Here is a 12,772-nt window from a genome sequence, read left to right as displayed (position 1 = left end):
AACGCACAACCGGCGTTTCGCGTATGTGGTTTGAACGCGCCCAGCGTGTACTCCCGGGCGGGGTCAACTCGCCTGTGCGCGCCTTCAAATCCGTTGGCGGCGAACCGCCCATCATTGCCTACGCTGAAGGGGCGTTGCTGGTGGACGTTGACGGAAACGAGTATATTGATTACATTGGAAGCTGGGGACCCATGATTCTGGGTCACCGTGAACCGTCGGTCCTGGACGCTGTGCAACGCGCCGCCGAAATGGGGTTCAGCTATGGTGCCCCATCCGCTGCCGAAGTCGTCCTGGCCGAAGAGATCATTGCGCGTGTACCCGGCCTGGAAATGGTGCGCTTCGTCAATAGCGGCACCGAGGCCACGATGAGTGCGATTCGACTGGCGCGCGCCGCCACGCAGCGCAATGTTATTGTCAAATTCTCCGGCGGCTACCACGGACACGCCGACGCGTTCTTGGTTCAGGCAGGCTCAGGGGCCGCAACGTTCGGTTTGCCCGACAGCCCGGGTGTGACCCCCGGCGCGGCACAGGACACGCGCTGCGCCGTGATCAACGATCTCGGCTCAGTCCGGGCGCTCTTTGCGGCCGAGCCGCTCGAAATCGCGGCCGTGATCGTCGAACCTGTGGCAGGAAATGTCGGCTGTATTCCGCCCGCGCCAGAGTTCTTGGCGGGACTGCGCACACTGTGCAATGAGTTTGGTGCGCTGCTGATCTTCGATGAAGTCATGACTGGTTTCCGCGTCGCGCGCGGCGGCGCGATTGAACTCTACGGCATCAGTCCCGATCTCGCAACGTTCGGCAAGGTCATCGGCGGTGGACTGCCCGTCGGCGCCTACGGCGGTTCAAAGCAGATCATGTCACTCGTCGCGCCGCAAGGCCCGGTCTATCAGGCGGGCACGCTGTCGGGCAATCCGCTGGCGATGAACGCCGGCATCGCCACGCTCGCCAAGCTGGACGAAGTCGCCTATCGGCAGCTCGAACGCCGCTCGACGCGCCTCTGCGCCGGACTCGAACAGGCGTGCCGAGATGCGGGGATTCCCGCGTCCGTGCAGCGCGTCGGTTCGATGCTAACACTGTTCTTCACGACGCGGCCCGTGCGCAACTACGCCGACGCGCAGCAATGTGACCACGCGCGTTTCCGCTGTTTCTTCCATGAAATGCTCAAACGCGGCGTGCATCTGCCGCCGTCCGGCTATGAATGCTGGTTCGTATCGCTCGCTCACAGCGACGCGCTGATTGACCGCACGATTGAAACTGCGCGGGAGGCGTTCGCATCGCTCAAATAACGGGAGTTCCGATCTCAAGATGATTGCGTGGCTGCGCGACGCATGGCAACGCCCCAAGCTGCCCTTCCGGCGGCATTTCGTCGTTTTCATGCTCATCTCGCTCTTCGCGATCGCGCAATTGACATGGTGGTCCATCTTCCAATTCCATGAAGGTCGCCGCATCGCCGATACGCAAAATAACTACTGGACGCAGCAGATCGCGATTGCGTCCGAACGGCGTGAAGCGCTGGGCCCGCACTTTCCCGTTTGGCTGGCGCATACGTTTCCCGATCTGGAATTGGGCGCCGATGGACGCGTTCAAATTCGTATGGAAGCGCAGCGCGTACTGGAGAAGTTCACAGCTTCACGCGTGCGAATGTTTATCAGCGAAGGCGCGTTCTTTGGCCTGCTGGTCTTGGTCGGAGTGCTATATATGTTCCGCACCTTGCGCGAAGAGATTGACGTCGAACATCGCCAGTCGGTCTTCCTGTCAGCTACGTCGCATGAATTGAAAACGCCGATCACGTCGCTGCGGATGTACCTGGATACGCTGCGCGAACGCGATTTGCCGCAGGCACAACGCGCCGAAATGCTCGAAACAATGTCCGTTGATCTTGATCGGCTGCACGACTTGATTGACCGGCTCCTCCAGGCGCAGCGCGTCTTGCTGCCCGGGAAAGCGCTGCCGCTCGAAACGGTGGACATCAGTGAAGAAACGGTCCGCGCCGTCAATGACCTAAGAACCCGGATTGAGTTCTCCGGCAAGCATCGGTTGAATCTGGATGTTGACTACGGCCTGTTCGCGCTGGCCGACCCGCGCCGCTGGCAGTTGATCGTCAAGAACCTTGTGGACAACGCCGCTAAGTATTCGCCGCAGGGCGGCATGATTGACGTCTATCTGACGCGCCGCGATGAGATACTTGAGCTGATTGTCACCGACGAAGGACAGGGGTTCACCGCTGACGAAGGCGCCCGCCTGTTCGAGCGATTCTACCGCGTGGGCAATGAAGACACGCGCACCCAGCAGGGCATTGGCCTCGGGCTCTATCTCGTGCGCGAACTGGTGCAGGCGATGCACGGCACCGTCGCCGCGCGCAGTGCGGGACTTGGCAAGGGATCACAGTTTGTCGTGCGCGTGCCCGCCGCAAAGAAGGAATCGAATGCCTGAACGCATTCTCATCGTTGAAGATGAGGCGCATATCGCCGCCGGACTCAAACTGAATCTCGAAGCTGAAGGATTTGAGACGACGCACGTCGCCGACGGCTTAAACGCACTGAAAACGATTCGGGAAGGCGGCCACGACCTCGTCCTACTCGATGTAATGCTGCCCGGCATGAGCGGCTTTGACGTCTGCGAACGCACACGCGCTGATGGTATTCATGTCCCAATTCTATTTCTAACGGCGCGGGACAGCGACGATGCGCGGGTGCGCGGCCTTGAACTTGGCGGCGACGACTACCTTACGAAACCATTCAGCATCCGCGAGCTGATCGTGCGTATTCGCGCAATTCTGCGGCGCGGTGAATGGTACCGCCGGACCCCTGATCTGGGCAATTTGCTAAATGTCGGACGGTGTCAGGTTGATCTGGCGGCCTATTCCGCCAGTACGCCGCGCGGAGCGGAGACTTTGACGCAGAAAGAGTGTATGATCTTGAAGTTCCTGTCGGAACGTGAAGGCAATGTCGTCACCCGTGACGAAATTCTCGAACGCGTCTGGGGCTACGACCGCTATCCCTCGACCCGTACTATTGACAATCTGATGGTCCGCCTGCGCAAACTGCTTGAAGACGATCCGCGCCATCCCCGGCATCTGCATACCGTATACGCCGCCGGGTATAAATTTACCGCCTTGCCTACCATGGAGAAAGCGGAATGAATCCGCTGCGCCTACTGATTCTATTGTCGCTGCTTGGCACATTTGATGTCGCCTGCGCATTTCACGATGGCGGCGTTGCCAGCTGTGCGGCCTGTCACATGATGCACAACGGCAGCGACGACTTCATCGAACCGCCCTCGCACAACAACAAGTACCTGCTGCGCTTTGATTCGCCCACGGATGTTTGCCTGAGCTGCCACGGCGCGAACAACGGTTCGGTCTGGGCGCAAACGCCGACGCTGCCCGCGCCGGAACGCGGCAGCGGTAACTTCGTGTTCATCGGAGCCGCAAATATCAACGACGCGCCAAACGGCGCACTCTACCCGCTAAGCGGCAGCCACGGCGTTCACAATTGCGAAAACTACACGTTTAATGCGGGCCCCGATCCGGTGAACACCATGGCGCCCGGTGGTGTATTCCCGGCGGCGCGCTTGGCTTGCACCTCGTGTCATGATCCGCATGGCAACGAGAACTTCCGGATGCTGCGAGGCGCGGGCTTTGTTCCCGCCGGCCAGATTACCTTCGCATATCCGGCACCCGTGGCGCAGGGCATCCCGCTGACCGGAGCCGCTGAATCACCAAGTCTGCATACCGCATATCAATCCGGCTGGACGAATTGGTGCGCCAATTGTCACGGGTTCTACCATCAGGACGCCCGTGACGGCTTCCGGCATGTGGTTGCGGGAGCTTTGCCATCGGAAGCGCGCAACTCCTATGAACATTACGACGGCAGCAGCAATCCAACGGGGGGCAATCCGCTCACCAGCTACCTGCCGCAAGTGCCCTTTGAAGACCCGAATATCACCACGACCAGTACGTACGGACCAAGCACGCGCAGCCAAATTTCTTGCATAACTTGTCATCGCGCACACGGCTCAAGCGCCGTGGATGCCGGGCGCTGGGATTTTCAGGTCGTCAATCTGCGCATGGACGGCATTGTCTCCGGTTCATACCCTTTGCCCATGCCCTATCGCGGCACCGTCGAACGCTCCTTGTGCCTCAAATGTCACGAACCGGACACCCGCACGCATGGCTTTGCCCAAGCATGCCTCGAGTGCCACCGCTCCAGTTTAGATGCCATGCCTCACCAGTTGCTGCGAGAGCCATCGCGCTTACGCCAGTAGGGAGGAGTCCTTTTTTTGGCGCGAATAAGACTTAGCAAGTCTCATTCAATGAAAACCCTGAACATGGTCACTTTGACACTCCACTCGATTTTGCATCAATGTGACCCATAGGCAGTAATTATGCTTGACTATGCACGAATGATTTCCCAAATTATTCGTGCTTTCTTTCACATAGCGCATCCGCGCGAATAATGACTGTCCGCTACTGCATATTGTCGCGCAATCTTGCGCAGTTACCCTACGCACACAAGTCGTCCGCTTGCGCTCCGGCGCGTGCGGACTTTTTTATTCATGTCATATCCATCAACCGAGCAGGTGTACAATGACACCCTCTCTTGACGTTCAACTTTTCTGGTTCTCGTTCTGGGCATATTTGATCGGGTGGCTGTCTTTCACGATCTGGCTCGCGGCGCGCAAGAAATTCTGGACGACCTTCGGCGCGATCTGCTTCGCCGCAGGCTTCATTCCGCAGACGGTGGCCTTCTTCCTGCGGTGGAACAACACCGGCCACTTCCCCATGTCCAACATGTACGAGTACATGGCGGTCATGAGTTGGATGGCCGTCGTCAGTTTCACCTTCCTGACCTGGCGCTACCGCAATTGGGTGATCAGCGCCCTGATCTCGCCCGTGGTGATCATGCTGATGGTCGCGGCCTCGCTGTTGCCCAAAGACCCGAGTCAACAGCTTATGCCCGCGCTGCGCAGTTCGTGGCTGATGATTCACGTGACGCTCGCCAGCATCGGCGCAGGCGCCTTCGCGGTCGCCGCGGCCGTCTCGTTCGTCTATCTGTTGGCCGTGCGCAGTGAGGACGAAGCCAAGAAGACTTTCCAGCCCTCCTGGCGTATTCCGCTGCGGGTATTGGTCTTCATTCCGCTGATCATCGCAATCGTCGGTAATGTCAGCGACGTACTGGCGAACCAGTCGGCGATGCAACTGCTCGGCGCTCCGACGCGCTTTGGCAATATCCTCGTGCTGCTGGGAATCTACATGGTTCCCGCGGGCTTCATCTGGAACTACATGTTCAAGCGCGGCACACCGTCCGTCGAATCCCGCTATTGGGCAGCCATCGCATTCTCCGGGCTGTTCCTCGGCGCAATGGCGGCTGGTATCCTACTCAGCACCAAACAGGCCGAGCTCACGCCCGACAGCCCACTACGCATTTTCGAGTTCTTCGGGATGACGCTCGTCTTTGGAACGGTCGGCGCCTTCGTGCTGCATACGGCGTTGGGCTTCGGCTCGATTGCCGGCAAACTGCATTTGGACGGCCGACTGCTCGATGAAGTCAACTATCGGTCGGTCGCGTTGGGCTATCCGCTTTATACGCTTGGTGCGCTGTTCGCTGGAGCGATCTGGGCCGAAAGCGCGTGGGGCTCGTTCTGGAGCTGGGACCCCAAAGAGGTCGGCGCGCTGATTATCTGGCTGTTCTACAGCGCCTTCCTGCATGCCCGCTATCAACGCGGCTGGTCCGGTCCGCGCACCGCCGTGCTTTCGCTCATTGGTTTCGCCATGATGATGCTCTCGCTGTTCGGTAACTTCTTCTTCGGCGGTTTGCACGCCTATAACTAAAGCGCGCAGCGCAATATCGCCCATGACCGTCTCCGCTTCGCCGCCCGTCAGTCGCAAGCCCAAATGGTGGGCCATGTTGTCCACCATGAAGTTCGCCATCTGGATTCTCATTGTCCTCGGCGCGCTGTCACTCGCTTCGCTGTTCAGCAATGAACTCGTGGATCCCCAGTGGATGGACCAACCCGCCGAAGGTACCGGCGCAGCCATTGGACAGTTGATCTATCGCTCGCTCGAAATGCACAACCCCTTTAGCTCGTGGTGGTATCGCGGGTTGATCGCTTTGCTCTCTCTTTCGCTGTTTGCCTGCGTCCTCGAACGCACGCCGATTGTATGGCGGCTGTGGAGCCGTAAACCCGACCTCGATCCGCGGATCGTCAACGAACACTCCGCGCAGATCTATCTGTCCACGACCGAAGCCGCTGAGACTTTTCTTCCGCGGCTGGGACGATCGCTCGCAACACGACTCGATTCCGAACGCGTGTGGGTCGGCGAATCCGGCCGCTGGGCGCTGTGGGGACCGTTGCTCACGCATGTCGGCCTCTTGCTGCTCGCCATCGGCGGGCTCGTCGGATCGTTTGGCGGCACCGATGTTCGTAACGGTGGCTATCCCGGTGATATCGTCCAAACCGAGGGGGTGCCGTTTGATGTCCGCATTGACAGCTTCCGCGTCGAATTCTACCCTCTCCAGCCGCACCAATGGGTGCTCGCGGAAGGCGCGTGGATCGGCCGACTGATTGAACGCGACGGCCCCGATTCATGGAAGGTCGAGCGCCGCGCCGAAACCGGCGAGCTTGAATATGTGTCCTTGCAGGACGTTGAGATCTCCAACGATTGGGATCTCCGCAACGCCGGCGGCAATATCAAGCAGTACATCAGTTCGGTGACCATTCTCGAAAACGGGCAGCCCGTGCTGGAGAAGCAGATTTCCGTCAACACACCCCTGCGCTATCGAGGATATCGCTTCTACCAGAGCTCCTACGATCCCGGCTCGCCGCGCGTCACGGCCACCTACGACCAGTTGACGGTTGTGGTGTCCGATTCGCTCGGCAATGTCCTGCATCGGCTGCCGCTCAAACAAAACGAAAGCGTGATGATTCCGGGCGACACCGTCAAGATCACTGCCGCACGGCTGCTGCCGGACTTCAAGCTCGATTCACGCCGAAACGCCTATTCCGCCAGCGCCAATTTCACCAATCCCGCGCTGGAACTCACCGCCGAAGGCCCCAATGGTTTCAAGAAGACGATGTGGTCGTTTCTGGCGATGGAAGGACATCAGACGGTGGTCGGCAATCTCAAGTATGAGGCTACCGACATCACCGGCAGACAGGCGCGCATGGACATCGTCACCATCTTTGAGATTCGCCGTACCGTCGGCACGGAATTCCTCTGGTTAGGCTTCATTGTCGCCAGTCTCGGCTTAATTCTGTGCTTCTATATTACGCACCGCATCGTTTACGTCGAACGGCCGTCTGCCGGCCAGCCGCTGACCCGCGTCTATGCGTTTAGTAAGAAGATGATTCGCGCGTTCGAGCACGATCTTGCCTCAGCCGCCGAGCATCCTGGAGCCGACGTTAAAATGACCGTCCAGCCGGAAATCGTAAGCTACTAAACAGCTCTTGCGATTGTAAGAATTACCGGTACTATACCTAGGGCACAATATTTTCCATGTTGTGTCCATCAGGTTTATGACAAACCCCGCCTAAATAGACGGGGTTTGTCATGAGCCGCGGGCGACCCCATGGGCCGCCCGCTTTCGTTTGTGTCATCGTCAGCGAAGGCGACGGTCCGTACAGCCGCACTTTAGAGTACAGCGTCGTCGGCGCACACATGATCGTGCGCCACGAAATACCGGCGTCCAAACCCCGTTTGACTCCTTTGTCAGGTGGTTCAGAGACAACTGTGGGGCGGCCAAACGGCCGCCCCACAGCTTCCAAACGAAATTTGGTGACGAGTTACTTCAGCAGCATCATCTTCTGTTGCGCCGAGAAACCATTCACTTCAATCTGAGCCACATACATACCCGACGGCAGGCCCGTCGCATCAAAGGTCACCGTATGCGCGCCTGCGGTCTGCAGACTGTTGATCAGCGTCGCAACTTCCTGACCCTGAACGTTAAAGACCTTCAACGTCGTGTGGCCGGCCTCGAGGAGGTCAAAGCGCAGCGTCGTCGTCGGGTTGAACGGGTTCGGGTAGTTCTGGTGCAAGGTGTATTCACCCACAACACCGGCCGTCGCGCTCGGAGTCACGGCTTCAGTCGCCAGCACTTCCTGAGCACCGCCCAGGCTAACTGCCGCCAACTGATACGTGTAGGCCACGCCGTTGGTCAAGCCTTCGTCCGTCCACGTATAGCTGTGGCCCGACGCCGCGTTGCCTTGCGTGGCAATCTGCGCCATCGGCTGGCCGTCGCGCAGCACGACGAAGTGATGGTTGTCCGTCTCGCTCGCCGTCACGAAGTTCATCGTCACGCGCGAATCGCCCGGAACCAGATCAAAGCTCGACAGCGCAACATCCAACTGACCGTCGGCAATGATGTAGTCTTCGACTTCACCAAGGAAGTCAAAGGCAAACGTGCCGCACTGGTCCGTGCACGCCAACGACGTCGCCAGACCGAAGCCGTAACGGCCCACCGGCGTGGACGTCAGACGGAAACGGAAAACGCCGTCATAAGCGCCCATCGTCAGCACGCCCGGATCCAACACCGAATAAAGCGCCGTGCCCGGCGTGACCAAAACGTCGCGCAGAATCCACTCGCTTGCGGGAGCCATGCCAATATTACACTCAATCTCGTCACAGAAGTCGCCGTCAAGATTGCCGTCTTTCCAAGCATTCAAGTACAGACGGCCACCGCACGCTTCGTAACGATCATATTCCGAACCGCCCGTAACGGTCACAAACAGCGACTCCGTTTCGCACGGGTTCCAAGGCAGGCTAACGAAATACACACCGTCATCTTCCGGCAACTGATCCGCGTTCAGATATTCCGGCGCAAGTTCGCCGTCAACCTCTTCGCCCAACCACGCGATACCCGAAAGACCATGAGCGGGGTTGTTGGTCAGGGTCGGATAGTTGCACGCCGACAGATCGCCATGGTCAACTTCCGAGTACGGGAATTGGCACGTATCGGGCAGCTCCGCGCAAACGCACGAGCCCGAGTCAATCTGGAAGGCCGTCACCGTATTGTTGTAGGCGTCCTTCACCCACAACGCGTAATTCGGCGCGAACGTGATCGCGTCGCACTCCATACCTTCGCAGCGCACCTGGCCTGCGTCAAAGCGGCTGACGAATGCGCCGGTCGTCTTGTCGCAACGGCGAACGTCGTCAATCGGGCTGTTGCCGGCCCAAATCGTGTTGCCCGCGCCCATTTCAACGCCCGAGATCGTGCCTTCCGGATTGCCGTTCTCGTCCAGCAGGGTCAGCGTGTTCAACAGCAGACCCGCCGTGGTGAAGTGGTAAATCTCGGAGCTAACGTCGGTCGAATGCCAGATCGTACCGTCCGTCGCGTCGTAATCGCAACCGTCGGTCAGGCCGCCGCCCATGCCGACAAACTGATAGGTCGCCAGACCGTTGCGGTCCACCGTCCAAATGATGTCGGTGTTGGTGCCGCCGCCCCAGAATACCTGGCGGCCTTCGTCCCAGCCAATTTCATCCACAAGAATCTGGTTACCCGAGGCGTCCACAATCGTGTTGGACGCAATCAGGTTCCCGAGCGCGTCCATCTGGTACAGAACCCCACCGAAGTAGTTCGTGTAGTACAGATCGCCGCGGCAGTCCGCTGCAATCGAAACACCGATGCCCGCCGTCACCGGTACGGTGATCACGCGCAACGTAACAGGCGGATCGTCCAAGCTCGACTGCTGGTCGCGGCCATTCGAGGCGGGCGTCTGATCGGTCGCTTGCAGCTTGTCAAATGTCTCTACGGTCCCTTCGGATGCCAGAGCAACCAAGCTACAGGCAGCGAGGGCGACCCACATCAAAATCAATTTCTTCATAGCACTCTCCTGAAAAATGTCATAACGTACCTTACCATGCATGTACAATATAACGCAAAGCGACATCGATTACTTCTTTCGGTTCCCCGATCCAAATAATTTACGGGACAAACCCTACTAAGTATGCATCATTTAAACTACATATAAACAATATAATACACTTCTGACCCATAAATTTGACCACTTCACTGGTATTCTTGAGAGGTTTGTCGAAATTTGGCCCATTTTCGTAGAGTCTGGCGGGATCCAATCTGGTGCCTTGACATCTGTAGTGATTTCTGGCTACATTCTACCCATTCATCATCACCCAAAGCCCGAAAGTAGATAGTTTACAATGATTTTGCGAATTCTCGGTAGCCTGCTGACCCTTCTGGTCCTCGTCATCGGCTGCCAACGCAAGGCCGAACCTCCCCCGAGCAGCAAGTCGGAAACGCCGACGACCAGCGTCCAACAGCCCTTGATGCAGCCGGCGGGCTCCATGCTCTATCCGGTTCAGGACAGCCTTGGTCATCATGGATTTATGGACTCTCTCGGGCAGAAGATTGTCGCATCCCAGTTCGAATCGGCGGATTTCATGTGGGATGGCATGTCGCGGGTCCGCCTCAATGGTCAATGGGGTTACCTTGACAACATGGGCCGGATAGTCATTCAGCCGCAATTCGAAAAAGCGCGGCGCTTCTCTGAGGGCATGGCCGCCGTCCGCGTGAAAGGCAAGTACGGTTACGTGGACCGCGGCGGTAACATGATCGTCCCGCCGCAGTACAGCAAATTGGCACAGGCCTTTTCCGACGGCCTGGCCGCCGTACCCGACTCGGCTAAAAAATTCGGGTTCATTGACAAAACCGGCAAGCTGGTCATTCCGCACAAATTCGACAATGTGCACCCGTTCGCGGAAGGGATGGCCGCCGCTTCAATTGGTGATAAGTGGGGCTTCATTGATAACCACGGCAACTGGGCCATCGAACCCAAGTTTGTCTGGTCGGACAAGTTCGTCAACGGCCAGAGTGTCGTGCGAATCGGTTTGCAGCCCAATGTGGACTACGCCATGGTCAACCGCAAGGGTGATGTGGTCTTCCGTGCCCAGGTCACGTACCTAAAAACACCGTCCGATGGTTTAACCCGCTTCGCGCTCAACGACAAGACCGGTTTCATGGATTACACTGGTAAGATCGTCATCCCGGCAACTTTCGACGCGGCCTTTGACTTCAGCGAGGGACTCGCTGCCGTGCGCGTCGGCAACGGCTGGGGGTATATTGATACGGCAGGCAAGCTACTCATTAACGTCGAACACAATTTCGGCGACGCCTTCACACACGGTATCGCCCGCGTCGCATGGCCCAACGGCAATTGGGGCTACATAAACCGCATGGGCGAAAAACTCTGGGAATCTAATCTCCGCGGCGGCACCAGCATTCCCGCTGGCGGCGCGGACGGCGACGACGAATAATTGCCCCGCTGTCGGGCTTCTCTATCACGCAAACTCATTTTAGTCTTAGTCGCCGATGCTCCCTCTCGCCTACGCCGACGGCCGCGCTATTACCGCCCTGCCCAAGCTGCTGAATCGTCATGGATTGGTAACCGGTGCCACGGGTACCGGCAAAACGGTCACGTTGCAAGTCATCGCCGAACGCCTCGCAGCGGAGGGCATTCCCGTCTTTGCCGCTGACGTAAAAGGCGACCTCTCTGGCCTGGCCGTTGCTGGAACTCCATCCGAGAAATTTACCGCCAGGCTGACGAAACTCGGCCTGACCGATCACACCTTCGCCGCCAACAGCTGCATCTTCTGGGATGTATTCGGACAAAAAGGTCATCCGATTCGCACAACGGTCTCCGAAATGGGACCGCTTCTGCTGGCGCGCCTGCTCAATCTCAACGAGACGCAGGCCGGGGTACTGCAAATCATGTTCAGCTACGCGGACGATGAAGGGCTGTTACTGCTCGACTTGAAGGACCTGCGCGCCATGCTGGCGCATGTCGGCGACATTCGCAAAGACCTGACTACCGAATACGGCAACGTCTCCCCGGCGAGCATCGGTGCCATCCAGCGCGCACTGCTGGCTCTCGACGAGCAAGGTGGTGAGCAGTTCTTCGGTGAACCGGCTTTCGATCTCGGCGACTTGCTCCAAACGGACCAGAACGGTCGCGGCATGATCAACATATTGCACGCCGACCAGTTGATTCGTTCGCCCAAAGTGTACGCGACGTTTCTGTTGTGGATGCTGTCCGAGCTGTTCGAGCAATTGCCCGAAGTCGGCGACGTGGACAAACCTAAACTCGTCTTCTTCTTCGATGAGGCGCATCTCCTGTTCGATGATGCGCCGCCCGCGCTGCTCGAAAAGATCGAGCAGGTTGTGCGACTCATACGCTCGAAAGGCGTCGGCGTCTTTTTCGTGACGCAACATCCGTTGGATGTCCCTGAAAAAGTGCTGACGCAACTCTCCAACCGCGTGCAGCACGCTTTGCGCGCCTTCACGCCCGCCGAACAGAAGAAACTCAAGGCCGCCGCCGAGACCTTCCGTGCCAATCCCGGTCTCGATCTGGAGAAAGCTATCCCTGAACTCGGCATCGGAGAAGCGGTTATCAGCTTCCTCGACGAACAGGGCACGCCGCAGCCCGCTGAGCGCGTCATGATTGCCCCGCCATTCTCGCGCATCGGTCCGCTGGAATCGCAAGAGCTTCTGGCGATCATGCAATCGAGCATCGTGGCGGGCGTGTATGAGAAGAGTGTTGACCGCGAGTCAGCTTACGAAATGCTCAAGGGCAAAGCCGAGCAGTCCGCTGCGTCGCCGCCGGCTGAAGAACTGCGCCGGGCCAAGCCGTCCGCGCGGCAGCCCGATGACATGATGACTGCCGTGATGAAATCGGCCGCCCGTGCGGCCGCGTCGCAAGCCGGACGCTCGTTGATACGCGGAATTCTCGGAGGACTACTCGGAGGGAAACGACGCTAAAT

The 12,772-nt window shown here is 58.5% G+C and carries 9 protein-coding genes; 8 read left to right on the top strand and 1 reads right to left on the bottom strand.

The features are described from left to right. The first annotated feature begins 23 nt into the window (after positions 1 to 23). From hemL to IPH10_10035, 6 genes are all read left to right on the top strand, one after another. Entirely contained in the window at positions 24 to 1,286 is a 1,263-nt protein-coding gene (gene hemL, locus IPH10_10060) for a glutamate-1-semialdehyde 2,1-aminomutase (GenBank protein MBK6911258.1), read from the top strand. A 19-nt stretch (positions 1,287 to 1,305) separates the two neighbouring features. Next, positions 1,306 to 2,433 (top strand): HAMP domain-containing histidine kinase, encoded by a 1,128-nt coding sequence (locus IPH10_10055; protein MBK6911257.1) that lies wholly within the window; start codon positions 1,306 to 1,308, stop codon positions 2,431 to 2,433. After that, the gene (locus IPH10_10050) at positions 2,426 to 3,142 is read left to right on the top strand and encodes a response regulator transcription factor (GenBank protein MBK6911256.1); all 717 of its coding nucleotides are present in this window, start codon (positions 2,426 to 2,428) and stop codon (positions 3,140 to 3,142) included. Before IPH10_10055 ends, IPH10_10050 begins: the two co-directional genes overlap by 8 nt. Next, positions 3,139 to 4,266, top strand: coding sequence for a hypothetical protein (locus IPH10_10045; protein ID MBK6911255.1), 1,128 nt, complete (start codon positions 3,139 to 3,141; stop codon positions 4,264 to 4,266). Before IPH10_10050 ends, IPH10_10045 begins: the two co-directional genes overlap by 4 nt. 322 nt (positions 4,267 to 4,588) lie before the next feature. After that, complete coding sequence (gene ccsA, locus IPH10_10040; protein ID MBK6911254.1) at positions 4,589 to 5,833, top strand: cytochrome c biogenesis protein CcsA; 1,245 nt, start codon at positions 4,589 to 4,591, stop codon at positions 5,831 to 5,833. Between the two features lie 22 nt (positions 5,834 to 5,855). Next, complete coding sequence (locus IPH10_10035; protein ID MBK6911253.1) at positions 5,856 to 7,442, top strand: cytochrome c biogenesis protein ResB; 1,587 nt, start codon at positions 5,856 to 5,858, stop codon at positions 7,440 to 7,442. A gap of 343 nt (positions 7,443 to 7,785) precedes the next feature. On the opposite strand, the gene IPH10_10030 is transcribed toward IPH10_10035, so the two are convergent. Beyond that, the gene (locus IPH10_10030; GenBank protein ID MBK6911252.1) at positions 7,786 to 9,822 is read right to left on the bottom strand and encodes a T9SS type A sorting domain-containing protein; all 2,037 of its coding nucleotides are present in this window, start codon (positions 9,820 to 9,822) and stop codon (positions 7,786 to 7,788) included. A 340-nt stretch (positions 9,823 to 10,162) separates the two neighbouring features. On the opposite strand from IPH10_10030, the gene IPH10_10025 reads away from it, so the two are divergent. Both IPH10_10025 and IPH10_10020 read left to right on the top strand, forming a co-directional pair. Next, positions 10,163 to 11,269 carry a WG repeat-containing protein gene (locus IPH10_10025; protein MBK6911251.1) on the top strand — a complete coding sequence of 369 codons (1,107 nt, stop codon included), beginning with the start codon at positions 10,163 to 10,165 and terminating at the stop codon, positions 11,267 to 11,269. A 55-nt stretch (positions 11,270 to 11,324) separates the two neighbouring features. Further along, the gene (locus tag IPH10_10020; protein MBK6911250.1) at positions 11,325 to 12,770 is read left to right on the top strand and encodes a DUF853 family protein; all 1,446 of its coding nucleotides are present in this window, start codon (positions 11,325 to 11,327) and stop codon (positions 12,768 to 12,770) included. The last annotated feature ends 2 nt before the right edge of the window (positions 12,771 to 12,772 follow it).

The sequence above is a fragment of the bacterium genome (assembly GCA_016702305.1).
Classification (GTDB): domain Bacteria; phylum Electryoneota; class RPQS01; order RPQS01; family RPQS01; genus JABWCQ01.
The sequence above is the reverse complement of the archived record's forward strand: the minus strand, read 5'-3'. Positions and strand labels throughout refer to the sequence as shown.